The organism is Ralstonia mannitolilytica (genome assembly GCF_905397375.1).
GTDB lineage: Bacteria > Pseudomonadota > Gammaproteobacteria > Burkholderiales > Burkholderiaceae > Ralstonia > Ralstonia mannitolilytica.
In genome coordinates, this window is sequence record NZ_CAJPVG010000001.1 from 83600 (window position 1) to 107343 (window position 23744).

The following is a 23744-nucleotide window of genomic DNA, read 5'->3' on the forward strand; positions in this document are numbered from 1 at the left end:
CTGCCCCTCATGCTGTTGTGTGCGGCCCTTCTACCGCCTTGCGCGTACGGGGCTGGCCCACCCCGCCGCCGTCATTTTTACCAAGCCCCGTGCCGGCGGCCACGGCGTCTCGTAGTTTCTACAACGCACTGCATCACACGCCGCCGCCGCACTACGTGTTTTGCCAATAGCTGCGTTGCCGACCGGCGTCCAGAATGCCCCTATCACCGGGTTGCTTTCAATCAGGCACACCCCGCATGGGGCGCCGCTGGAGAACACCATGCCCGCCATCGACGAGATCAACGGCCGCATCGTCTACTACCGGCCGCCGCCCCCGAAGCCCCAGCCCACACCAGAACAGCAGCAGGCCGCCGCCAGCGCCAGGACCAAGACCGACACGGCCATCCAGAACGCCAACGGCGCGGTCAACAACTACATCAAGAACGGCGACGATTCGGACGCCGCAAAGGCAAAGCTCGACCGGCCGCTGTCCGATGTCATCACCTCGGTGCAGAACGAACTGCGCCTGCAGGCGGACCAGGCGGCGCCCGGCAACGAAAAGCAGGCCGTGGAAGATGCCGCTGCCGCCATCAAGAAGCGGGACCCAGACGCCAAATGGCTCGACAAGATCGTCGACGACGCCAAGGAAGCGGTGGAGAAGCAAGACCCGAGCCAGCGCGCGACGTCCGAAGCACGCGACGGCGTGCTCGATGCCCAGGACAAGCTGCACCAGGCGCAGAGCGTCAAGGTCACCAGCCGCATCGCCGCGGAAGACAAGGGCGACTCCGTCAGCGCCGCGCAGGCTGATCTGGAGAAGGCCATACAGACGTTCAGGACGGCCATCGGCAACGAGCTTGCCGGCTACGAGACATTCGGCTCGGGCGACAACCTGAAGGCGGCCAACAACGCCGTCGACGCACTTGCCAAGGCGCACCCCGACTGGGACGACGGCAGCATTGCGTTTGCCAGGAACATCGCCACGGGCGACGCGATCCGCTACCAGATCCAGCACATCGACCCGAACGACCCGACGCTGTCGGCACAGGACAAGGCGCTTGCCACGAACGACCCCGTGCAGTTTGCCTGCGTGCAGCTTGCCCGGCCGTACGCCAAGGAGAAGAACGCCGAACAGGTCTTCGAGCAGATCGGCGCGGCCAGCTACGACGTGCGCGTGGCCTACACCAAGGATCAGGTCGCGCAGCACATGAAGAACGGCGACGCCGAGGGCGCGCTGAAGATCCTTGCCACCAACATGAACGACGTATCGGTTTCCAGCGCCGATACCGAAGCGCGCGACCACCTGTTCCAGGTGGCCGGCGAGCCCTTCTTTGGTGCCCACAGCGATTATTTCGACAAGCAGATCACCAACCTCACGCAGGTCTACAAATACGACCCGAGCGACCCCGACAGCGGCAGGAAGATGGCCGACAGCACCGTCAAGTACGACGCCGTCGGCAAATGGATGAAGGACCTCGCCAAGGTGGCACCGCCTGAGGTGGCGAGCAATCTGCTGTCCACCGTTCAGGACCGTTTCAACGACAACGGCCACTGGTTCCAGAGCAACTCGGGCGATACGTCCGGCTTGATCGCTCACGGGTCGGATTTCTACGGCGGGCTGAGCCTCGCAGCCGCCGTGGCCGATGCGCCGCGCTTTGCCAGCGACCAGCCGAGCACCGACCACGCGCAGCAGGTGGCCAACTGGCTGACCACCAACGCCGACGCCAAGTCGTTCCTCTACAGCATGCAGACCTCCGGCTCGGGAGGCACCATGCCGTCGTGGACGCCCGTGCAGAACGCCGTGGGCGAAGGCAACGGCGGCACGCTCACGAACGCGCTGATCCAGCAGCACGGCAAGGACCTGCCCAACGCCGACATGCTGCAGCGGGCCTTTGACCGCGGCAACGAGAAGGTCCAGCAGCGGCAGGCCGAAGCGGACTACAACACGTTCCAGGCAGACCAGAACGCGGGCTTGAAGACCATCTTCGGCCAGATGTCGAAGGCGACCTTCGGCAAGGACACGCCGCTCTACAACGACAAGACCCAGACGTTCACCGGCCCCGACGCCGACACGCAGCTCAAGAACTACATCGGCGGCGCGCTGATGATCCAGGCCGACAACGCCGGCGCGCAAGGCAGCGGCGCCACGGGCACGGCGTGGTTCACCAGCGGCAACAGCACGAAGATCATCAACGAGGTCAGCGACGCGATCCACAAGTACGGCGGCGACAACCCGACCGTCAAGGCCATTCCGATCGCCTATGTGGACAAGAGCGCGGGCGTCATGCCCACGGCACTGTTCGAGGTGAAGGGCACCGACGGCAAGACGCACTACATCGACGACCGCGGCTGGGAGTACAAGGACCTCGACGAATACCGGCGCAACAACGCGCTGTCCGACGGCGGCACGATCTACGTGCCGAAGAACCTGGCGGGCAGCGTCACGGCCGGCCCCACCGGGGTTCCGGACGTCGACCATTTCAGTGCGCACATCACCACCACGGGCCAGAAGATCCGGCACGTGGTCGACATCGTGGCCGGCGTGGCCACGGCGGTGGGCGGGGTCATCCTCTCGGTCGGTTCGGGCGGCACGCTGTCGTTCGTGGGCGGTGCGATGGTGGCGGTCGGCACGGGCTGGATGGTGGGGGAATCGATCGACCACCTGAACACACTGGCCGATCACGGCCGGTCGTGGTCGCCGACGAACCCCGAGGCGTTCAACGACTGGCTGGCGATCGTCACGTCTGCGGCGGGCGAATACAGCCTCGCCGGCAAGGGCCTCTCGGCGGTGTCGGAAGCGGCGGCCGCCTCGAGGATGTTCAGGCTCACCCGCACCGCATCGGACGTCGTCGCGGGGATGGCCGGCGTGGTCATGACCGGCGCGCAGGTCAGGGATCTCCTGATGTACGGCGACCGCATGTCGGGCGAGCAGAAGGCCGAGGCGATCATGTTCCTCGGTCTCGGCCTCGGCCAGATCGGTGCGACGCGCATGCTCCAACGCATGGGCCTCTCGCAAGGCACCGAGCGCACCGGCCTGCTCAATGCACTCAAGAACAACGCCGACCGCTACAAGACCACGGAGATGCCGGCGGAGCCGACCACGATGGCCGCCAACGACCCCGCCAGCGCCGGACGGCCCAAGGGCGATCCGACCAACGAGCCGGTCGTCACGCAGACCGGCGGCCAGCACACCGAGCCCGAAGGCGGCACGACCGGCAACGACGGCAAGACCGCCGAGGCCGGCACCGACCCCGCGGCCCCCCCCAAGGGCAAGACCGGACCGGTGGCCGATTCCACGACGGACAAGACCGGCAGCGAAGCCGATCCGCCGGGCACCGGCCCCGCGCGCCCATCGCGTCCGCTGCCCGGTGCGCTCGATGATCTTGCCAACCCGGAGGTCACGCTCACGGGCTTCACCGACACCCAGAAGGCGCTGGATGCGGACCAGCAGAACGCATTGGCGCGGCATGCCAACCTGCTGCTCGACGCCGAGAACTACCGCACCAGCGGCAGCACTGTCGGCCGCCACCCGCGCGGCATCGGCGTGCGGCGCCTGGCGGCCGCGCTGGCAAAGATGAGCGACGAGCAGCGCCGGCTCATCCTCGACAAGGCCGAGTTCGCGCGCGACACCGCCAACATCAAGGACCCGGTGCGCATGAGCTGGCGCCAGCGCATGCAGCTCTATCGCGGCAAGTCGTCGGTGTTCGGGCGGACGGCCGATCGCATCATGTCGCCGGTCGACCGCATCCAGGCCATCTTCGTCGATCGCGGCATCCGCAATTTCTTCGTCAAGGGCGGCACGGAAGACGCGGCGGCGGCGCTGGTCGGCGTCAAGCGCATCCTGATGGTGACCGGCTTCACGGTCGGGCGCGACGCTGAAACGGGCCGCTTGCTGCCGGAAACCGACGGCCCCGTCGGCGCCGCAGAAAAAGCCGCGACGCTGGCGCGCGCCGGCTACGACATCACCATCGCCACCGACTCGGCCAGCATGCCGGTGCTGCAGGCCGTGCTGGACACGTACGAAGGCGGCAACCTCGTCAAGCTCGAGCTGTTCGACGCCAGGCGTGGCCAGCCCGCGCGCGATGCGGCCAACGCGCTGCTCGACCGCGTGCAGCCGGAGGCGGTGGTCGCCATCGAACTGCCCGCGCGCAATGCCGACGGCGACTACCTGAACATGCGCGGCGTCTCGGTGGCCGACGTGAACGCGCCAAAAGACGAGATCGTGCTGGCCGCCAACGAACGCGACGGCATCATCACGGTGGGCGTTGGCGACGGCGGCAACGAAGCCGGCATGGGCAGCCTGCGCAGCAAGATCCCGGCCGTCGCACTGGCCGACGGCAGCCAGGTCGATTTCGCGTCGACGGTGCCGGTGGATTTTCCCGTCACGGCGTGGAACTCCAACTTCGGCGCGCAGGCCATTCTCGCCAACATGCTGCGCCAGATGGGCCGCATGGACCTGATGCCCAAGCCCGAGCAGCTGCACGCGGCCATCAAGGCCTCGGTGGAGGCTGGCGCGGTGGACGGCGTGAGCCGCAAGGGCGAAGCCAGCGTGGACGGCTTCCCGTCGCAGGTACACCAGGGCATGCTCGTGCTGCTGACCGAGGCGATGAACCACATGCCCAAGGGCAAGACGTTCGATCAGGCAACGGCCACCGAGCCCTTCACGTTGGCCGCGTTCGACTCCAGCAACGGCGGCCTGATCGCGGCCAGGAACATGCTGGCGACCATCAAGGCGCAGACCGGCGAAGACCTGCGCGTGGCCATCGTCGTGGACCACGCCAACGCCCCCTACGGACCCAAGGGGCCGGACACACTGGTCCGCCTGGTCGGCAATGGCCTGCAGACCGCGCGGCGCCTGAAGGCGGCGATGGTCGCCATGGCGTGCAACACCGCCTGCACGGCGTTCCCGAAGGCGCTGGAGAACATCGACGTGCCGGTCATCGATCTGATCGATATCACCTCGCGCGCGATCGTGCAGCACGGCGGCGACCGCCCTGCCGTCATCGCCACCGCCGGCACCGTCAAGAGCGGCGCCTACCAGAACACGGTGGCCGAGCTCACCGATGGCGCCATCCGCCCGCAGGCCGTGGCCGCCCACAAGTTCGCGGATTTCGTCAACGCCCTCAAGCACAAGAGTGACGACCCGGCCGTGAAGACCGAGCTGCAATCCGCCTCCGACGCCTATGTGGCCGAGCTGGACCCGAACACAACGTCGCTCTGGCTGTGCTGCACCCACTACCCGGCCATGAAGGATTTCCTGGTGCGCTCGCTGGAAAAGCGTGGCATGGACATACCCGTCGTCGACCCGATGAAGTACCAGGCGGAGGCCGTCCTCAAGGCCACCGACGCGCGCGAATGGAAGGTGCCCAGCGCCGCGTACGCCACCGACCCTTACGTGGTGACCTCGGGCAAGACCAAGGCCGTGAGCGAATCGGCACGCAACCTGATGGAACTGCCCGACGTGCCCGTGCAGCGGGTGCGCCGCTTCGGTCCCGGCAAGACGCTCGACGACGTGATTCCGCCGAACCGGCGCATCGAGCCCAGCCCCATCAGCAATGCCGTGATGGCGATGTTCGACCCCGACATGGCCCGCATCGAGAACCCGCTCGGCATCGACAACGCCGCGGGCGCGCTGCAGAACAGCAACCGCATCCTCGTCCTGGCCGGCTCGCGCAATGCGCACGGCGCCGTGGACACCGACGGCATGGCCGGTGCGGCGCTCTTCGGCCACGACATGCGGGCGGCCGGCAAGGAGATCGTCTACGTGGTGCCGCATGAAGCGGTGCCCGCGCTCGATGCCGCCCTGCAGGCGCGCGGCGCGGCCGTCAACGACTACAGCATCATCCCGTTCGATGCCGCGCCCGGCGAAGCGGCACGCAACTTCGCGCATGACCTGCTCGGCGCCGAATCGCCGGACGCGATCGTCTCGATCAACGTGCACGGCCGCAATGCCGAGGGCCGCTACATCGACCAGAACGGCGTCGACGTCACCGACCAGACCGTGCCGCTCGATGAAGTGGCCGTGGCGGGCTGGAAGGCCGACGGCGTGGTGACGATCGGCGTGGGCTCGCGCGGGCACGAGGCCGGCATGGGCAACACGCGCCGCACGGCGCCGCGCGTGACGCTGCCCGACGGCACAGTGGTCGACCCGCGCTCGGTGGTGCCGGCCGCCCACCTGGTGACGGCATCGACGTCCAACTGGGGCGCGCACGGCCTGGCAGCATCCGCCCTGAAAGCGGCCGGCCGCACCGATCTGCTGACCACGCACCAGCAGCACATGGACGTGCTGCAAGCCACGGTCGACGCCGGTGCCATCGATGGCGCAACGGGCCGCGCGCAGGCGACCGTTGGCGGGCAGGACCGCAACGCATACGAGACCGTCGTCCGCATGATCAACCTGGCCGCGGGCCAAAAGCTCGAGCCGCCTGCCGCGAGCGTCACCGGCCCGCAGGGCCCGGAAGGCCTGCAGCCCGGCAACCCTGCGTCGAACACGCCGCCCACGAGCGGCAAGACGGGCGAGCCGACCACGTCGGCCGCAAAGCCCGCCGGCGCAGGAGACGACGGCAGCGGCACGCCACCGAAGGCGCCGGACGGCACCGCGGGCAGCGACGAGCCCAAGCGCAAGCCGTGGATCCGCTGGATCTTCGCGGGCTCGCTCACGGGCGCGTTCTCGACGGCCGCGACGTCAGCCACGCTCACGTCCGCGCACATTCCTTCCGCGGCGTTCGACCCGGCCGTCACCAGCCCGCTGTCGTTCATCTATCGCGGCGGCATTGCCGCGCTGCGCGCCAACAAGGCACGTGCGATCAACGAACAGCTCGGCAAGCTGGGCACGGAGGACTCCGCTGCGGCCCTGGCATGGCTCAAGACCAACGTGCGCGGCCAGGCCGGACGCTGGGGCATCTCAAAGGCCGACCGCGCGGCGATCGGGAAAGCGATCGACCATTTCCAGTCGAATCCGGATGCGCTCACCGCCGCCCTCGCGCGCAAGGACGACCCCGCAGCGCAAAAGAGCGACCCGGACGTGCGGCGCCTGCAAGCGCTGCTGGGCGCGCCCGGCAAGCTGCTGTCGCCCAAGAGCATCACGGGCCGCGCCAACGACACGCTGCAATTGCTCACGCTCGCGCTCAACAACGGCAATACTGCGTACTGGTTTGCCACGCACGGCGCGCATCTCAATACACCGGCCTTCTGGAGCAACGCGCTGTTCCTGACGGCCAACCTGGCGCTGTCCAGCCGCAACTTTGCGGGGCGGCTCGGCGCCACGTTCAACGACAAGGCCACCATGGGCAGCCCATGGCTGAACCGCGCGCAGGCGTTCACGATGTCGCTGTACACGGTCGGCTCGGTGCCGCTGGCGATGAACGATGCGCTCATGCACACCAACAGCCCCGCCATGGGCGCCACCAAGGCCGCGCTGGATCTCGCATTCGGCGCCGGCGCGCTGCGGCTGGCGGGCGACCTGATGCCGAAGGTCGGCAAGCGCCTGCCGAGCAGTGCGATGGTGCCCGGCGGCGTGCTGCTGGGTGTGGCTGCCGTCACGCGCTTCGGCATCGAGTTCTTCGTACCAAACCAGACGCCCGCGCCCGCGGTGTCGCAAGTGCAGGGCAATGGCAAGGGCAATGACAACCAGCAGGATCAGGGCATGCCGCCTGTCGCCACGCTTGCGTTTCCGGACATGCAGGGGGTCAGCGGCGAAGTGCTGCGTGCCGACGCCACGCAGGCGCTGCGGTCCGTGGGCACCGCTACGTCGCCGCAATACGCGATCGTCGGCCCCGGCGACACGCTCTGGCGCCTGAGCGCCGCCGATGCGGCCAGGCTGCTCGGCACGAAGGCTCCCGCGTCGGACGCGCGCACGGCAGCCGCGCTCGACAAGCTGCATGCACTGAACCACCAGTTCGACTGGGTCGCGCTGGACGGCGATCCGCAGACGCCGGGCGCGACAGCGCAAGACCCGGACCTCGTCGTGCCGGGCGACATCGTGCGGATCGGTTAGCGGACCCGCAGGCCGGCATACGCCGACTGTCCTGGCGCGGTGCCGCCTCAGGACCGCGACGAGACATAAGGCGTGCCCATCGCATCCGCGCCGTCGGCCCAGCGCAGCAGCGCCGCCACATCGCGGAAGAGCGTGCGGCCGATGGTGGTATCCATCGGCACGGTGTCGTGCAGGCGCTCGGCCAGGCCGGCATTTGCGGCCGTGGGCACCAGGTGGTACTCGGCCATCTGGCGGATGCGCTGGACGGCCTCTCCGCTGCCCTTGGCAATCACCATCGGCAGCGTGCCGTCGCCCGGGTAGTACAGCGCCACGGCATGCCGCGCGCTGAATACCACGGCGGTGGCAATGCGCATGCGGTCTTCCAGCGCGCTGTATTGCACCTCCAGCGCCAGCTGCCGACGGCGCCCGACGATATGCGGGTCGCCCTGCAGCTCGCGGTGTTCGCGGCGCAGTTCTTCGGTCGACATGCGGTTCTTCTTGAAGAACTCGAAGCGCACGTGCCAGTAGTCCACCGCAGCCATCAGCACGTACACCACGGCCGCCCATCCGAACAGCACCAGCACCAGGTGCGCCACCACGGCCAGGATGGCCGCCGGCCGCCCGTAACCGGCCTGCAGCGGCAGCGACAACGACCCGCGGAGCACCACGAACAGCATCAGCGCCAGGCAGCCCACCTTCAGCAGCATGATCGCCAGGCCGACCAGGTTGCGCACGGAGAACATGCGCTGAATCCCCTCACCGGGGTTCAGCCGCGACAGCATGGGCGCCAGGCGCTTGGGCGCCACCATGCCGCCCACCTGCGCGAATGCGCCCAGCGCCGCCAGCACGGCCACCACGCCGAACACCGCCACGCTGACCACCAGCCATTGCCCCCCCGCCGACACCAGCGCCTGCACCACCGCCGCAGACGGATCGTGCGCGCGGGCGGCTGCGGCCACGTTCTGCACCAGCAGGCCGCGCAGGCGTTCGAGCAGCCATGGCCCGCCCTGCCACAGCAACATCAGCACGCCAATGAAGACGAGCGCACCGACCACATCGGCGCTGCGCACCACCTCCCCTTCGCGCCGTGCATGTTCCAGCCGGCGCTGCGTGGGCTTGTGCTGCTTCTCGCTCATGACGCGGGCTGGCGCAGCAAGGCGCGCAGCAGCCAGACCATCTCGCCGTTGCCGGCCAGGAAGGTGCGCAGCGACTCGAACACGAAGCCGAGGAACAGCACCATCATCAGCACCGCCAGCAGGCTCTTCACCGGTTGCGCAAACAGGAACACGTTCAGCTGCGGCACCGACCGGTTGATGAGCCCGATGCCGAGTTCCGCCACCACCAGCACGATGATCACGGGCGCGGCGAGCCTGAGCGTCCAGCCGAGCACGCTGTCGGCCTCGCGCACGGCAAACTGTTCGAGCGCCACCGACGCGCTGGGCAGCATGCGCTCGATGGGCCAGAGCTTGTACGACTCGAAGAACGCGCCGAGCATCACGTGCAGCCCGCCGCCGGTGACAAACAGCGTGATGGCCATGAAGCCGAGGAAGCTCGCCGTCGGGCCGCTTTCGTGGCCGGCCACGGGATCGAAGAACGAGGCGTTGCCCGAGCCCGTCTGGAAGTCGATCAGGTGGCCGATGTTCTCGATGGCCCACAGCAGCGCGCCGAACGCCATGCCGAGCAACACGCCGATCAGTGCCTCCTTGAGCGCCAGCGCCATCCACAGCCCGCCGCCCTGCACGTTCATGGCCGCTCCCGCCATGGACGGCGCCACGAACACCGCGAGGATGGCGATGAACCCGCTGCGCACCATGCCCGTCACCACCCGGCCGCTGAACACCGGCACGATGAACATGATGGGCAGCAGGCGCGGCAGCACCAGCAGTGCCTGGCGGAACAGCCCTTCCATGGAATGCGGATCGAACCCTTGCATCGGGTCAGCCCGTGATGACGGTGGAGCGCGCGAGCTGTGCTTCCAGCGCGGCGTCTTCCTCCTGCCACGCCTGCGCACGGCGCTGCGCGGCCGCCACGCGCTCTTCGGCACGCGCCACCGCTTCGCACCTGGCGTTGGCGCGCGCGACGCGCTGTTGCGCCTGCATCTGGGCTGCCTGCTCGGCCGCCAGCGCCGCGCCCGCGTGCGCCGACTGGCGATGCGCGTCGAGGATGGCGCGGTCGAGCGCCAGCCGTGCCGCGTTGGCCTCGCACAGCAGCAAGACGGCGCTGCGCGCATCGTCACGCACGGCCCGCTCGATGGCGGCATCGTGCGCCGACCGCGCGCTGACCACCCGCTGCAGCCCTTGCCGGGCCGCCGCTTCCTGCGCGGCGGCCTGTGCGACCAGCGCCGCCTGCTTCTGCGCCCGGGCCAGCGCGGCAAGCTTGCGTGCCTCGCGCACGCGGGCAAGTTGCTGCAGCACGTCGCTCATAGCGCCCCCACCACGGCCTGCAGGTCAGCCACCGTGCGCTCCAGCGGCACGCGCGTATCGGCATCCTGCTCGAAGAAGCGCGTCAGCGCGGCATGCGCGCGCAAAGCGGTGTCGCCCAGGGCATCGCTGCCCTCGCGGTATTCGCCGATCTGCACGAGCAATTCGATCTCCTGGTACTTGGCGAGCAGTTCGCGCACACGCTGCGCGGCTGCGCGATGCCCGGGCGTCGTCACCTGCGGCATCACGCGGCTGATGCTCGCCAGCACGTCGATGGCCGGATACCGCCCCGCCAGCGCCTGCTTGCGCGACAGCACGATGTGCCCATCCACGATGGAGCGCACTTCTTCGGCGATCGGGTCGCTTTCTTCATCGCCTTCCACGAGCACGGTGTAGAACGCCGTGATGACGCCCTGCGCCCCCGCCCCCGCCCGCTCCAGCAACTGCGGCAGCACCGAGAACGTGGACGGCGGAAAACTGCGCCGCGTGGGCGGCTCACCGCTGGCCAGTCCGACCTCGCGCTGCGCTCGGGCGAAGCGCGTGAGCGAATCCACTAGCAGCAGGACGTTCTTGCCCCGGTCGCGGAAGTACTCGGCCACGGCGGTGGCCACCAGCGCGCACTTCACGCGCTCCATGGCCGGGCGGTCCGACGTGGACACCACCAGCACCGTCTTGCGGCGCGTGGCCTCGGGCAGGCACAGTTCCAGGAACTCGCGCACCTCGCGCCCGCGTTCACCGATCAGCGCGATGACGTTGACGTCGCTCTGCGCGCCACGCGCGATCATGCCGAGCAGCGTGCTCTTGCCGACGCCCGATGGCGCGAAGATGCCGAGCCGCTGGCCGATGCCGACTGTCAACATGGCGTCGATCGCGCGCACGCCCGTCGACAGCGGCGCGTCGATCCGCCGCCGTGCCAGCGGGCTTGGCGGCTCGGCATGCGTCGACACCCGCCCGCTCGTGTACAGCGGGCCCGCGTCGTCCATCGGCGCGCCGAGGCCGTCGAGCACGCGGCCAAGCAGCGCATCGCCCACGCCAAACCGATGCGCGCTGCCCGACGGGATCACCTCCGTGGCGGCCGACAGGCCATGCACGCTGCCAAGCGGCGTCAGCAGCGTCGACTGCCGCTCGAAGCCGACGACCTCGGCATAGACGCTGCGCTCGCCCGGCGTGCGCAGTTCGCACACCTCGCCAAGCCGGGCCTGGATGCCGGAGGCATTGAGCATCAGCCCGACCGCTCGGTGGATGCGGCCGCGCATCTGCACGCCGGCGGCTGCACCATCCGAGCGCTCAAGCGCGTCGCGCAGGCTGCGCTCGAGCTCGCTGGCGTCGATGATGTGCGAGGCGACGGGTCCGTTCATGTCTGCTCCCCCACCAGCGCGGCATGCAGCGCGGCAAGCTGCGTATCGATGCCCGCCTCGACCACGCCGGAGGCCGTTTCCACCACCAGCGCATCTTCCGACAGGCTGGCGTCGGGCACCACGCGCACGCGCCGCGTGCCGTCGGTCATGGTGTCGAGCACGCGTTCGAGATCGGCCACCTGCTGCGGGGCAATGCGCACCGTCAGCACGGGCTCGTGTTCGACCAGCGCTTCGATGCGCGCGAAGGCTTTGGCATAGATGGCGTCGCGGGGCAGGTCGGCCGCCAGCTCGCGCACGGTGCGCGTCACCAGTTCGGCCATCAACTGCTTCATGGCGGCCAGCGCGCGCGCATTGGCCAGCGCATCGGCATACAGGCGCGTGGCCGCTTCGCGCTGGCCTTTTTCGTAGCCGGCGTCGTAGCCCGCCTTGAGCTGTTGCTCGCGCTGCGCCTGGGCGTCTTCCAGCAGGCGGGCACGCTCTTCCTGCGCGGTCGCGAGGATGCTCGTGGCATCCAGCAGCGCGGCGTACTCGTGCTGCTTGAGCACCTTGCGCTCGCTCAGGATGTGCAGCTTGTCGGTGGTAATCAGAAAAGCCAGTCCCATGCCGGCACCTGTTCAGGAATCAAGCTCAGTCGCAACAGCTCTCCCAGCTCCGCGCGCTGCGTGCGGCCGAGCAGATACGGCGGACGATCCGCACCGCCTGCGTTGCGCGGAAACTTCAGCGCAAGCCGGCGCAGGACGGCGGGGCCGAACGGCGCGAGGAAATCGGTCAGCAGACGGCGCCCGCGTGCACGCAATGTCTCGACCGCCAGGCGCGGGTGCTGGCGCTGCGTCTGCAGCGTTTCTGCCACCGCCTCGAAGGGCGGCATGCGCTCGAGGGCAAACGCCATCAGCGGCGCACCGAAGGCCAGGTCGATGGCCTGCCGCGTCTTGCGCGGAACGTCCGCCTCGCGCAGCCACTGGCGGTGCAGGCACAGGCCGCAGCACACGGCCATGTGTTCGAGCGCGTTGCCGGGCAACAGGGCGATGCGCTTGTCCACGGGCGCGAAGTCGTAATCCCATTCCTCATCGAGGTGATGCGCCTGCAGCAGCGCGCGCGCGAGTACCGCGCGGCCTGGCTCCCCGTAGCTGGCCGGGTCACGCAACGGCAGTGGCCAGTCGGCCGGCAGCCATGAAGGATCGATGTACCGGTCGGGCCGCAGGTTGAACGTAGCCACCAGCCCGGCCAGGCGCGCATCGGTCGTCATGAGGCGCGCTCCGCTTCGCGCGTGCCCGGCCTGCCCAGCCCGTCGAACACACCGCGCCGCCACGCAACCAGCCCCGTCACCGCCAGCGCCGCGACGATGAGCAGGCCGAGCAGCCACACCAGCGGATTGCGCATGCTGAACGTGCCGAGCAGCGCCGTGCCCTTGCGCACGTCCACCGGCACGGGCTGCGCACCCTGCAGGAACAGCGAGACGTTGTCGTAGCTCAACCCTTCGATGCTGTGGGCAACCAGGTCCTTGACCATGGGCGCCATGGCGGTGAGGTTCACGCCGGGCCGGTAGCGGATGTACACCGCCGCCGAAGCGGGCTTGGCCTTGTCCGCCAGCGGATCGTTCTCGGGAATGACGACGTGCACGTGCGCGAGCATGACGCCATCCACATCCAGCAGCGTGCGCGAGAGCTCCTGCGACACGCCATAGATGTAGCGCACGCGTTCTTCAGCGGGCGTGGCCACCAGCCCCTGCTTCTGGAACACCTGACCGAGCGACGCCAGGCGCGGACGCGGCAGCCCCTGCGCGCGCAGCACGGCAAGCGATGGGCCCATGTCGGCCTGGTCGACGGTGAGCGTCCAGGTGCGGCCCTCCTGGCCCTGGCCTTCCTGCACCGTCTTTTGCGCACTGATGCCTGCCGAGGACAGCGCGGCCACCATCTCGTTGGCCTCGACCTCTGACAGGCCGGTGTACAGCTCTTGCTCGCACCCGGCCAGGCCGAAGAGGCACGCCAGCGCGAGCAGCACCCCGAGCAATCGCTTCATGTCAGCCTTCCTGGTTCTTCAGCAGCGAGTGGCTCACGCCGTTGGCGGCCTGCGCAAAGCTCATGTCCATCTGGTATTCGGCCAGCGTCATGGAGGCGAAGTAGCTGAAGTCGGCCAGCTTCACCATCGTCATGGTCACGTCCATGCTGTCGAGCGAATCGAGCATCTCCTGCCGCTTGGCGTTGATGCTGGTGTAGCGCTCGTTGAGGTCGTGGCCGTAGTCGCGCCACTGGCCCATCGCGCCGTCGGCGCCTGGCCCGCGCGTGAACGTGAACGATACGTCCGCCACCGGAGACGGCGTAGCGTTCGGCACCACGGGGATCGGCTGGGCGGGAAGCGCGCCCGGCTGCACGGCGGTGGGCGCGCCGGCGCGCATCATGCTGCCAAAGTGCTGCGCATCGGCAGGGCTTGCCGCCTGCGCTGTCGGTGCACCGATGCCCTGCTCGACCTGCCCCGGCCCCTGCGCGGCATAGGCGGCGGGATTGGTATGGGCGGCCTGCGCACCGCCGGCAGCGTTGCTCGCTTGCGCGGGCGCGGCCTGGCTTGCCTGGGCGGCGCCCACGGCCGCAATCGCATTGGTTTCGATGGACATCGTGGCCTCCTGTATTCGGTGGAACGGCGGCGGGCCGTACCCGCCGCCGCATTGCATCGTCAGCTGGCGCGTGCACCGTCGCGGACGGCACCGGCGGCCGAAGCCGCCGTGTTGCTCAGCGACTGGGCGGCACCGATGATGCCGCTGGCCGCGGCACCCTTGGCTGCGGCGGCCTGCACGGCCGTGGCGATCTTCAGTTGATCTTCGCCGGACTGGTTGATGCTGTTGATGGCGCCATCGACGCCGGTGGTGGGAGCTGCCATGGTCATCTCCTGCTTGGTCAAAAAAAGGGGTCACAAAGACAACAAGAACTGCATACCAACGCACTGCTCACGCCGACACACCGGGCAGCCCCGGCGCTACGGCGTTTGCGGCTGGATCGGCCAGGTGACCGATTGCCCGCCGCGGTCGAGCACCACACCATCAGAAGCGATGCTCTTCACCTGGAGGCCGCCCTTGAGCCGGGCGCCCTCGAAATACAGCTGGCCGTCGCGCGTCTGCACGAAGCGCGTGCCGTCTTCATCCTCATACGTGCTCACGATCGCGGGCAGGCCGTCGGCACGCGGCGTCTCGGCCACGATGTTCGGCGGCGGCGGGCCATCCCAGGCGACGCGATCGATGATCTCGACGGCGGGCCTGGCATCGCGCGCGTAGTTGCGGATGCGCTGCCACGCCTGCGCGCGGTCGGCCGTGCCGCTCACCACGATGCGGCCGTGCCCGTCGTACGCGACGTTCAGGCCCGCCGTGCCGCTGGTGCCCCCCGCGCTGAAGTACTGCTGTGCAGCCGCCAGCAGGTCGCTCACCACGTAGACCTCGCCGATCGACACATCAGACAACCCGCGCGCGCGGCTCAGCAGCGCCTGGCGGTCGGCCTCGGTCTGCACATAGCCAGACACGCGGGACGTGCCATCCGGCGCGGGCATCACCACGATCTCGGGCAGATCGCCCAGCGCGTGCCGCACCTGCAACGCACGCGCCGCCGGATCCCGGCCCCACAACGACCACCCGTCGTGCCCCGCAAACGCCACCACGCCGCCGGCCAGCAGCACCGCCAGCCACAGCCCGATGCCGGCAACGAGCCACGTCCGCCCCCGCCCTGCCCGGGTCGAGAACCGCGACAGCCACACCGCGGCAGCCAGCGGCAGCCACGACGGCACGCGTTCGGCCAGTGCGGTGGTGCCCGCGCCTTCCACGGCCGCCGTCGGCATGCGGATCGTGCCGACCTTCTCGATGCCGACGCGGATGTCACCCATGGCAATCACATCGCCGGGCACCACGCTGTGGCGCGTCTGCCCGAACGGCTGGCCGTTGAGCGTAGGCGTCGCCTCGTCGAGCCGGCGCGCCGACACCGCGATGCCGCCCACCTCGAACATCAGCTCGCGCGGCGCGACGCTGCTGTCGGGCACGATGATGTCGCACGTGGGCGCGGCGCCGACCACGTTGGCGCCCATGCGCAACGGCATCGATCTGCCGTACAGCGGCCCGCTCAGGAAGCACAGCTTCCAGGGCGACTTGTCAGCGTGCGGCGAGGGTGGAACGGCTGTCGGGTTCATGCAATCGAGACACAGGCGGCGTGGGCAGCGTGCCCGGCACGGCAGGCGCCGGAGCGATGGGCGACGGGCCCGGTTTCCAATCGGTCGCACCTGGCACCGGCATGCCGACGCCGGGAATCGACACCGCCGGCACGTCGTTCGGGCTGGTGCTGGCGGCGGTGAGGATGCGCGGAGTCAGCAGGTAGAAGCGCTCCATGTGCTGGCCGGTCTTGTTGGTGTACTTGAACAGGTTGCCGATGAAGGGCACGTCCGACAGGAACGGAATGCCCGACTTGGTGTTGTTCACGCTGTCGGAGTTGAAGCCGGCAATCAGCAGGCTCTTGCCCTCCTCGATCATCGCCTTGGTGACGATGGAGCGCTCCTGCACCACCGGCAGCTGCGAGACGCGGTCGTTGGTGAGATTGCCGTCGTCGATGTCGATCGACATCATCACGCTCATCTGCCCGCCCTCGTTGACGATGAGGGGCGTGACCTTCACGCTCGTGCCCGTCGTGATGCCGTACAGCGATGCATCCTGGAAGCCCGACACGGGCACGTAGAAGTGGATGAGGTTCTCGAGGATGGCCTCGGTGTTGTCGAGCGCCAGCACCTTCGGCTTGGCCTGCAGCTGCGCATTGCCGGTCTGCGTGAGTGCGTTGATGCGCGCCAGCAGGTAGTTGCGCAGGCTGCCCCCGATCGATGCCGTAAGCGCCAGCCCCACCGGCGTGGTGGCGCCGGTCTGGCCCTCTTCCGTGGTGCCGAGGTTGAACGTCAGCGGCGGGTTGTTGCCGTTGCCGTACTGGAAATCGCCGTGCTTGGTGTGCAGGCGCCAATCCACGCCGAGGCTGTCGAGCGAATCGGTGCTGATGTCGATGATCGTGAGGTTGATCTCCACCAGCCGCGGCTTGGTGTCGAGCGAGGCGATCAGCCGCTCGTACTGCGCCATGTGCTCGGGCACGTCGCGGATGAGCACAGCGTTGATGCCGGCATCCGCTTCGATGCGGGGGAGGTCCGCCGGTGTGCCGCTGCTTGCCGGTGCCTGGGCTTGCGCTCCATAACCGGAGTCGCCTTGCGCGCCGGCCAGCGGAATCTCGATGCGCGGGACATTGATGCTGTCACCGGAGCTGAGCTTCATCTGCCGCGTCGGCCCCGTCAGTCGCATCGCGCGCGTGGGCGACGTGCCCGGGCTGCTGGCACCCGGGTTGGGGGCGCCGAGCAGGCGGCGCAGCATGGTCGCGATGCCGGGGATCGTCACCGGCTTGCCGGAACGGTTGATCTCCACGTCGCCCGCCCAGGCGTACTTGAGCGGAAACGCGCGGATTTCCGCGCGGTCCATGCCGCGCGACGGGTCTGCAATCGATGCAATGGCCTGGCGCACGAGCTCCACGTAGCGCTTCGGGCCCGAGGCGTAGACGGTGTTCTCCCTGTCGCTCACCACCAGCGGAAAGCGCTGGTCCGTGATCTGCATGGCGCGCAGGATCTGCGCGAGCTCGGGGCCGCTGCCCTTCGGGATCGGGAAGACCTGCGTTTGCGCATCATCGGCGCGGTCCACATAGATGAGCGAGCCGTCGTAGTACCACGTCAGCCCGTAGGTGGCGCACACGGTATTGAGCGTGTTGGCCGGCGGGCCAGAGAACTTGCCGCTGATGGTGCCTTCCACCTTGGGGTCCACCACGGCCGTCACGCCTTGCGAGGCGGCCAGCTCGCGGATGAAGTCGCTCACCTTCTTGCCCTCGGCCACCAGCGTGTACGACCGGTTGCGCCAGCGCAGCTCGGCCGCCTGCACCACAGCGGCGGTCGTCAGCAGCCACAGGCACACCGCCGACGCACTCCACCTCAGGAATCGATAGCGTTTGTTCACGCGTGTTCTCGCTCGGATATGTTGTTGTTCATCGGCGCGCTCTCTCTGGGCTCAGAACGGCGCCGCACCGCCGTAAAACACCTGCTCCACTGCCATGCGGGCAAAACGCAGCACCTCGCGCCCACCCCAGCCCGCCAGCACCACGATGGTGACCATCACCGCGATCAGCCGCACCGAAAGCCCGATGCTCTGGTCCTGGATCTGCGTCACGGCCTGTGCGATGGCAATCAGCAACGCCGACACCGTCGCTACCGCCACCACCGGCAAGGACACCAGCAGCACCAGCAGCAGCCCCTGGCGCGTGGCTTCGAGAAGGGTGGCGCTCATGTTCATCCGCTTGTCTCCTTCGCCCTGCGTGGTCAGGCCGGGTTGGTGACCCAGCCGACCGTGTTGAGCTCGATGGCCTCGTCGATCTCCTGGTACGACAGCACCGGCAGATCGCCAAACACGGGCTGCAGCATCGTCTTCACATAGCGCCGGCAGTTGAGCGAGACCATCACCGCCAGCGGGCGGCCGTTGCGGTCCTTCTCCAGCGGCCGCGTGCCGCCGAGGATCTTCACCACCTGGTCGGTGATCGCCTGCTTGACGTCGCGCGTGAGGCTCAGCACGCTGCCCTGCTTGGTGTGCACGACGGCCTGCTCGATGCGCTCCTGCAGCGACTGCTCGAACAGCACCACGTCCAGCACGCGGCTGGTGCCGCAGAACTGCTCGGTGATCTGGCGGTGCAGATCCACGCGCACGAGTTCCACCAGGCCGATCACGTCTTCGGGCTCCTTGGGCGACCACGTGATCAGGCTCTCGAAAATGGCGCGCAGGTTACGGACCGACACGCCCTCCTGCACCAGCCGGCGCAGGACTTCGGTAATGCGCTGCGGCGGCACCAGGCGCGTGAGTTCCGCCACCAGCTCGCCGTGCTCGCGACGCATGATCTGGATGAGGTTCTGCGTCTCCTGGATGCCGATGAGCGACGCGGCGTTGCGCTCGATGAGCGTCTCCACCTCGGCGGCCAGGCGCGCTTCGCCGGGCAGCGCGCTGGCAGGGATGGCATCGCGCCCGGGCAGCGTCCCCTCGGCGGCCGGCACGTCCTGCACGAGCAGCGCGTAGCCGCGGGCCGGCAGAGCGGCATCCCAGTTCAGCTGCACGCGCGGAAACACGGCGCCGAGCTTGCGCTGCACGCGCGATTTGGCCTCCGCCAGGCGCGTCTGCAATGCAACGAGGTCGATTTCGCCCCGCAGGTCTTCGGCCAGACGCACGGCAATGGGCGCCGCAATGCCTTCCATGGGCGAGCCGGTTCCGGGCTCGTCCAGCTGTCGCGTATCGGTGCCCAGCACCAATAAATCCAGCGGCGGCGCTTGCCGGCGCTGCCGCATGCGCAGGAACGCCGCCCCGGCCGTGCCCACGGCCAGCAGCAGGAACGACCACTTGGGAAAGCCGGGCACCAGCAGGAATGCGAGCAGCACGCCGCTGGCCATCAGCATGCCGCGCGGGTGGGCCGTGATCTGCGCACCGATCTGCTGGCCGAGGTGCCGTGCATCGCGGTCGCGCGTGGCCACCCGGGTGGTGACGATGCCGGCGGCAATCGACACCAGCAGCGACGGAATCTGCGAGGCCATGCCATCGCCCACCGTCAGGATCGCGTACCGGTGCAGCGCGTCGCCGATCGACATGCCGTGCATCAACGCGCCCACGGCAATGCCGGCCAGGATGTTGATGACGGCGATGATGATGCCGGCAATGGCGTCGCCCTTGACGAATTTCATCGCGCCATCCATCGCGCCGTGCAGCTGCGACTCCTGCTCCAGCGCCTCGCGGCGGCGCTTGGCCTCATCCGACGTGATGATGCCGGCGCGCAGGTCCGCATCGATGCTCATCTGCTTGCCGGGCATCGCGTCGAGCGAGAACCGCGCACCGACTTCCGCCACACGCTCAGAGCCCTTCGCGATCACGATGAACTGCACCACCGCAATCACGAGGAACACCACGCCGCCCACCACGAAGTTGTTGCCCACCACCAGCTTGCCGAAGGTGTCGATCACGTGGCCTGCATTGGCCTGCAGCAGGATCAGCTTGCACGAGGCGATGTTCAGCGACAGGCGGAACAGCGTCGTGAACAGCAGCACCGCCGGAAACGACGAGAACGCCAGCGCCGACGGCAGATAGATCGACACGCACAGCAGCACGATGCTGGCCGCCAGGTTGAGCGAGATCAGCCCGTCGAGCACAACGGTCGGCAGCGGCAGCACGAACAGCGCCACCACCGCCACCACGAACACGGCGATTGCAATGTCGTAGTTCACCAGCCGCGCCCAGCGCATGCCGGTGAGCGGAATGTCCAACGCTGCAGCAAGATTCCGAGGCTTTGCCATGGGGCGCCTTCGGGCCGTCGGCCCACGATTCTTCGTAGATGGCAGACGCGGCTGCGTCCGCTTTCCCTTGCGGAAAGTGTAGAAGTGGGAGGCAACCCGGCTCAACGCTGAAACTCGTAGTCGTGCAGCCAAACTCCCACGAAGTTCCGGGGGCGACTACGTTTTTCTGTAGTTCATCGCAACGCATGCGTGCCACTACATTAACTGCATCCATGTGCCACGCGAGGGGCGACGGTTGACTGCTTCCAATGTGGGTGCCGGCGATGCCCGCGCGCCAATCCTGTTTGGCGAAGAACACATCGTGGTGGACCCGGATGCCATCCGCGTCGGTCCATCGCATCCCGAGGCCTTCTCGGAAACCGCGCATGACCTGCGCACTGCGCATGGCCCGCAGGAACGTCAGTTGCTGCTGCGCGCCGCGCTGCGCAGCATCGGCTTCGACTGGCTGTGCTACTACCGCGTGACGCGCATCGGTGAATCAATTACGCGCGTGCTGTACTTCCGCGCATATTCCCCGCCCAGCTGGCCCAAGCGCTACGTAGACGAGCGCTATTACGAAGTCGACCCGCGCCTGGCCTTCGCACTGCGCTACGAATGGCCGCTGGTGTGGGACCTCACCGACCTGGGCGCCACGCCCACCGCACCGGCCGATGCCGAGCGTCTGCACCGCCTGCTGCAGGATGCCGAGCGCGCCGGCCTGCGCAGCGGCATCAGCTTTGGTGTGCTGAGCCCGCGCAGCCTCGAGCACAGCGTCATCTGCTTCGGCTCCGGCAACAACGCCAAGGGCTGGATTGCCGACAACGTGGTCGGCCAGGCGTATGCCGTGGGGCTTGGGTTGCACGAATTCCTCATGCAGCACGCCAAGCCGCTGCACGACGACACGCACGCCCGCGCCCTCACGCAGGTGCAGCGGCAGATTCTGGAGTTCATCACCAGCGGCCTGTCGGACAAGGCGATTGCCGAGCAGCTGAACATGTCGCCGCACAACGTCGACTATCACCTGCGCCAGCTCAAGAAGAAGTACGGCGCGCAGAACCGCGTGCAGCTTGCCTACATGGCCGGCCGCATGCTCATGACATGAACACACTGGACGCGCGCATGCTCTCGGCCGTCGATGCCGCGCTGGCGCGCGCGCTTTCGCGCCTCTACCTGGCGCGTGCGGCGTTGCCGTTTGCCGTGGGCGGAATCGCCTACGAAGCGCGCTGCGAAGCCCACGCGGTGCAAACCATGGCGCAGGCGTACCGCTTCACGCTGGGCGACGCGCCGGGCTGGCTGCTGCTGGACGCCGCCGCAGAGCGCGCGTGGCTGGCCGACGCGGCGGACGCGCACGTGCCGCAAGCGCTGCGCTGCGCCGTACTGGCCGATGCGCTGGCCGCGCTCGCCCACCTGGTCGAGCAGCACAGCGGGCGCGCCCTCGCATGGCTGCCCGATCGCGCACCGCCCGACGTGCGGCTTGAACGGCCGGACGTGCTGCAGCTCGTCATCACCCGCCGCGATGCCGCGCCGGCCGAGGACGGCACCACGCCATGGCAGGCGCGCGCCGGGCTGGTATTCGATTCGCCCCAGATCCTGCCCGCGCTGTGCCCGCCCGACCTGGCGCCGGAGCCCATCCCGGTGGCGGTCTTCATGGGCACGCAGGTCGGCTTGCGCTTCGAACTGGGCGCCACCTTCCTGTCGCGCCGCGATCTGGCCGGCATTGCGCTGGGCGACATCGTGCGCATCGAGAAATGGCTGCCCGCCGGCGACGCGCTGCGCTGCGTGGCGCGCGTGCGGGGCCGATTGCACCTGCTCGTGTTCGGCCACGTGCATGGCAACCGCATCGTCGTGGATAACGTGGAGGAGAAACCGATGACCACCGAAACCCCAGCCGCCGCCTCTGCCGGGGAACCAGCGGCCCGACCGCTCCCGACCGACAGCCTCGACGACATCGAACTGGTCACCACGTTCGAGCTGGAAGAGCGGCGTGTGTCGCTGGCCGAGCTGCGTGCACTGCGGCCCGGCACGGTGATGGAGCTGTCGCAGCCGCTGAACCAGGCCGTCATCCGCATCCTCGCCAACGGCACGCCGGTGGGCGAAGGCCATCTGATTGCGGTCGGCAACCGCCTGGGCGTGCGGGTCTCGCGCTTCATCGGGCAACCTTCGACGGCGCAGGGTTGAGCCAGCGCCCCGCCGACCAGAACAACGCATCCACAACACTCGACACGCCCATGGGAAACCTGCCCAATCCCGTCGCGATGATTGCCGTGGTGGCGGCACTGGGGATCGCGCCCTTTGCCGCGCTCATGGTCACGAGCTATACCAAGCTCGTCGTCGTGTTCGGCCTGCTGCGCTCGGCGCTGGGCATCCAGCAGGTGCCGCCCAACATCGTGCTCAACGGCATCGCGCTGATCCTGACGGTGTTCATCATGGCGCCCGTCGGCATGGAGATGGTCGACAACCTGCGCGGTCGCAACTTCAACCTCAGCAGCCAGATGAGCGTGGACGACGTGATCGCCATCCTCGATGCCGCACAGCCGCCGGTGAAGAAGTTCCTGCAGGCCCACACGCTGGAGTCGGAGCGCAACTTCTTCGTCAAGTCGGCCACCAGCATCTGGCCCAAGGAGCGTGCGGCCGAACTCAAGAACGATGACCTGACCGTGCTGGTGCCGAGCTTCACGCTCACCGAGCTGATCAAGGCGTTCCAGGTCGGCTTCGTCCTGTACATCGTCTTCGTGGTGGTGGACCTGATCGTCGCCAACCTGCTGCTGGCGCTGGGCATGCAGATGATCGCGCCGACCACCATCTCGGTGCCTTTCAAGCTGCTGCTGTTCGTGATGCTCGACGGGTGGTCGGTGCTGGTGCACGGGCTCGTGCTGTCTTATCGATGAGGGGGCGACCATGCGCGTAACCGCGTTGCTCGTGTGTGCCATCGTATTTGCCGGCGCAGCAGCCCCACCCGCGATGGCCGGCCCGCGGATCGATGCGCAGTCGTTCGCCAAGCTGGCCGCGACGTGCGCGCCCCACGTCGACCGCCTCACGCTGGAAGCCCTCGTGCGCACGGAATCGGCCTACAACCCGTATGCGATTGGCGTGGTGGGGGGCCGGCTGGTGCGCCAACCGGCCACACTGGAAGAAGCGTTGGCCACGGCGCGTGCGCTCGAGCGGCAGGGCTACAACTTCAGCGTCGGGCTCGGGCAGGTCAACCGCTACAACCTCGCGCGCTTTGGCGAGACGCTCGACACCGCGTTCGACGCGTGCCGCAACCTGCGCGCCGGCGGCACCATCCTCGCCGAGTGCTTTGCGCGCTCGCTGCCGCGCTACGGCGATCCGCAGCAGGCCCTGCGCGCCGCACTGTCGTGCTACTACAGCGGCAATTTCGAAACCGGCTTCCGCCACGGCTATGTGCAGAAAGTGGTTGCCAACGCGGGGCAGGTACCGGCCCTCGCGCCGGAGGCCGGCGCAGGCCGCGTGGAGCCGATTCCGGTGGTGCCGGCCGGTGGCAATGGCCCGGCACCCCGGCCCGCTCGCGCCGCACGGGCCGCTACGCAGCCGAACGTGCTGTCGGGCAGCGCCTGCACCGGGCAAAATGCGCGGCAGGTCATGATCGTTGCGTGCAACCGGGCCGATGGCAGCGCGTGCCTGCGCTGCGTGGCCCTGCCGCGTTGA

At 68.5% G+C, this 23744-nt stretch carries 18 protein-coding genes; 5 read left to right on the forward strand and 13 right to left on the reverse strand.

Annotation, left to right across the window (positions count from 1 at the left end; all coding sequences use genetic code 11):
- The first annotated feature begins 259 nt into the window (after positions 1-259).
- Complete coding sequence (locus tag KHN96_RS00365; RefSeq protein WP_062739589.1) at positions 260-7972, forward strand: glutamate cyclase domain-containing protein; 7713 nt, start codon at positions 260-262, stop codon at positions 7970-7972.
- A 47-nt stretch (positions 7973-8019) separates the two neighbouring features.
- Here the strand turns inward: KHN96_RS00365 and KHN96_RS00370 are convergent, their stop codons facing one another.
- The 13 genes from KHN96_RS00370 to KHN96_RS00430 all read right to left on the reverse strand — a co-directional run bounded on the left by KHN96_RS00370 (position 8020) and on the right by KHN96_RS00430 (position 20048).
- Complete coding sequence (locus tag KHN96_RS00370; protein WP_062739588.1) at positions 8020-9087, reverse strand: EscU/YscU/HrcU family type III secretion system export apparatus switch protein; 1068 nt, start codon at positions 9085-9087, stop codon at positions 8020-8022.
- Positions 9084-9860, reverse strand: a complete 777-nt coding sequence (sctT, locus tag KHN96_RS00375) for a type III secretion system export apparatus subunit SctT (protein ID WP_233902614.1) — start codon at positions 9858-9860, stop codon at positions 9084-9086. The genes KHN96_RS00370 and sctT overlap by 4 nt, the downstream gene beginning before the upstream one ends.
- A 28-nt stretch (positions 9861-9888) precedes the next feature.
- Positions 9889-10374 (reverse strand): hypothetical protein, encoded by a 486-nt coding sequence (locus tag KHN96_RS00380; protein WP_062739587.1) that lies wholly within the window; start codon positions 10372-10374, stop codon positions 9889-9891.
- Positions 10371-11729, reverse strand: coding sequence for a FliI/YscN family ATPase (locus KHN96_RS00385; protein WP_045219958.1), 1359 nt, complete (start codon positions 11727-11729; stop codon positions 10371-10373). The genes KHN96_RS00380 and KHN96_RS00385 overlap by 4 nt, the downstream gene beginning before the upstream one ends.
- Positions 11726-12331, reverse strand: a complete 606-nt coding sequence (sctL, locus tag KHN96_RS00390) for a type III secretion system stator protein SctL (RefSeq protein ID WP_045219955.1) — start codon at positions 12329-12331, stop codon at positions 11726-11728. The genes KHN96_RS00385 and sctL overlap by 4 nt, the downstream gene beginning before the upstream one ends.
- Positions 12313-12975 carry a SctK family type III secretion system sorting platform protein gene (locus KHN96_RS00395; protein WP_052698642.1) on the reverse strand — a complete coding sequence of 221 codons (663 nt, stop codon included), beginning with the start codon at positions 12973-12975 and terminating at the stop codon, positions 12313-12315. Before KHN96_RS00395 ends, sctL begins: the two co-directional genes overlap by 19 nt.
- Entirely contained in the window at positions 12972-13748 is a 777-nt protein-coding gene (gene sctJ, locus KHN96_RS00400; RefSeq protein WP_062739586.1) for a type III secretion system inner membrane ring lipoprotein SctJ, read from the reverse strand. The genes KHN96_RS00395 and sctJ overlap by 4 nt, the downstream gene beginning before the upstream one ends.
- Position 13749: 1 nt before the next feature.
- Positions 13750-14340 (reverse strand): hypothetical protein, encoded by a 591-nt coding sequence (locus tag KHN96_RS00405; protein ID WP_052698641.1) that lies wholly within the window; start codon positions 14338-14340, stop codon positions 13750-13752.
- 59 nt (positions 14341-14399) lie between these two features.
- Positions 14400-14603, reverse strand: coding sequence for a hypothetical protein (locus tag KHN96_RS00410; RefSeq protein ID WP_045219950.1), 204 nt, complete (start codon positions 14601-14603; stop codon positions 14400-14402).
- Positions 14604-14699: 96 nt separating this feature from the next.
- Positions 14700-15893 carry an FHA domain-containing protein gene (locus KHN96_RS00415; protein ID WP_082063031.1) on the reverse strand — a complete coding sequence of 398 codons (1194 nt, stop codon included), beginning with the start codon at positions 15891-15893 and terminating at the stop codon, positions 14700-14702.
- Positions 15856-17733: a type III secretion system outer membrane ring subunit SctC gene (gene sctC, locus KHN96_RS00420; RefSeq protein ID WP_373994667.1), complete on the reverse strand. Its 1878-nt coding sequence runs from the start codon at positions 17731-17733 to the stop codon at positions 15856-15858. Before sctC ends, KHN96_RS00415 begins: the two co-directional genes overlap by 38 nt.
- A gap of 51 nt (positions 17734-17784) precedes the next feature.
- Positions 17785-18060: a type III secretion system export apparatus subunit SctS gene (sctS, locus tag KHN96_RS00425; protein WP_062739605.1), complete on the reverse strand. Its 276-nt coding sequence runs from the start codon at positions 18058-18060 to the stop codon at positions 17785-17787.
- Positions 18061-18092: 32 nt separating this feature from the next.
- Positions 18093-20048 (reverse strand): FHIPEP family type III secretion protein, encoded by a 1956-nt coding sequence (locus KHN96_RS00430; protein WP_062739604.1) that lies wholly within the window; start codon positions 20046-20048, stop codon positions 18093-18095.
- Positions 20049-20334: 286 nt separating this feature from the next.
- Between KHN96_RS00430 and KHN96_RS00435 the strand changes: the two genes are divergently transcribed.
- Genes KHN96_RS00435 through KHN96_RS00450 form a run of 4 tightly spaced genes read left to right on the forward strand, consistent with a single transcriptional unit; the run spans position 20335 to position 23744 of the window.
- Positions 20335-21180, forward strand: coding sequence for a helix-turn-helix transcriptional regulator (locus KHN96_RS00435; protein WP_147282550.1), 846 nt, complete (start codon positions 20335-20337; stop codon positions 21178-21180).
- Positions 21177-22256, forward strand: a complete 1080-nt coding sequence (locus KHN96_RS00440) for a FliM/FliN family flagellar motor switch protein (protein WP_062739582.1) — start codon at positions 21177-21179, stop codon at positions 22254-22256. The genes KHN96_RS00435 and KHN96_RS00440 overlap by 4 nt, the downstream gene beginning before the upstream one ends.
- 50 nt (positions 22257-22306) lie before the next feature.
- Positions 22307-22966: a type III secretion system export apparatus subunit SctR gene (gene sctR, locus KHN96_RS00445; protein WP_062739603.1), complete on the forward strand. Its 660-nt coding sequence runs from the start codon at positions 22307-22309 to the stop codon at positions 22964-22966.
- A gap of 10 nt (positions 22967-22976) precedes the next feature.
- A complete protein-coding gene (locus tag KHN96_RS00450) occupies positions 22977-23744 on the forward strand; it encodes a lytic transglycosylase domain-containing protein (protein ID WP_045219942.1) in 768 nt (255 codons plus the stop codon).

Coding starts and splice junctions, on each gene's coding strand:
- KHN96_RS00450 (WP_045219942.1), top strand. CDS start 22,977: ATGCGCGTAACCGCGTTGCTCGTGTGTGCCATCGTATTTGCCGGCGCA.
- KHN96_RS00405 (WP_052698641.1), bottom strand. CDS start 14,340: ATGTCCATCGAAACCAATGCGATTGCGGCCGTGGGCGCCGCCCAGGCA.
- KHN96_RS00395 (WP_052698642.1), bottom strand. CDS start 12,975: ATGACGACCGATGCGCGCCTGGCCGGGCTGGTGGCTACGTTCAACCTG.
- sctJ (WP_062739586.1), bottom strand. CDS start 13,748: ATGAAGCGATTGCTCGGGGTGCTGCTCGCGCTGGCGTGCCTCTTCGGC.
- sctT (WP_233902614.1), bottom strand. CDS start 9,860: ATGGAAGGGCTGTTCCGCCAGGCACTGCTGGTGCTGCCGCGCCTGCTG.
- KHN96_RS00430 (WP_062739604.1), bottom strand. CDS start 20,048: ATGCGCTGGGCGCGGCTGGTGAACTACGACATTGCAATCGCCGTGTTC.
- sctL (WP_045219955.1), bottom strand. CDS start 12,331: ATGGGACTGGCTTTTCTGATTACCACCGACAAGCTGCACATCCTGAGC.
- KHN96_RS00365 (WP_062739589.1), top strand. CDS start 260: ATGCCCGCCATCGACGAGATCAACGGCCGCATCGTCTACTACCGGCCG.
- sctR (WP_062739603.1), top strand. CDS start 22,307: ATGGGAAACCTGCCCAATCCCGTCGCGATGATTGCCGTGGTGGCGGCA.
- KHN96_RS00370 (WP_062739588.1), bottom strand. CDS start 9,087: ATGAGCGAGAAGCAGCACAAGCCCACGCAGCGCCGGCTGGAACATGCA.
- KHN96_RS00415 (WP_082063031.1), bottom strand. CDS start 15,893: ATGAACCCGACAGCCGTTCCACCCTCGCCGCACGCTGACAAGTCGCCC.
- KHN96_RS00440 (WP_062739582.1), top strand. CDS start 21,177: ATGAACACACTGGACGCGCGCATGCTCTCGGCCGTCGATGCCGCGCTG.
- KHN96_RS00380 (WP_062739587.1), bottom strand. CDS start 10,374: ATGAGCGACGTGCTGCAGCAACTTGCCCGCGTGCGCGAGGCACGCAAG.
- KHN96_RS00410 (WP_045219950.1), bottom strand. CDS start 14,603: ATGGCAGCTCCCACCACCGGCGTCGATGGCGCCATCAACAGCATCAAC.
- sctS (WP_062739605.1), bottom strand. CDS start 18,060: ATGAGCGCCACCCTTCTCGAAGCCACGCGCCAGGGGCTGCTGCTGGTG.
- KHN96_RS00385 (WP_045219958.1), bottom strand. CDS start 11,729: ATGAACGGACCCGTCGCCTCGCACATCATCGACGCCAGCGAGCTCGAG.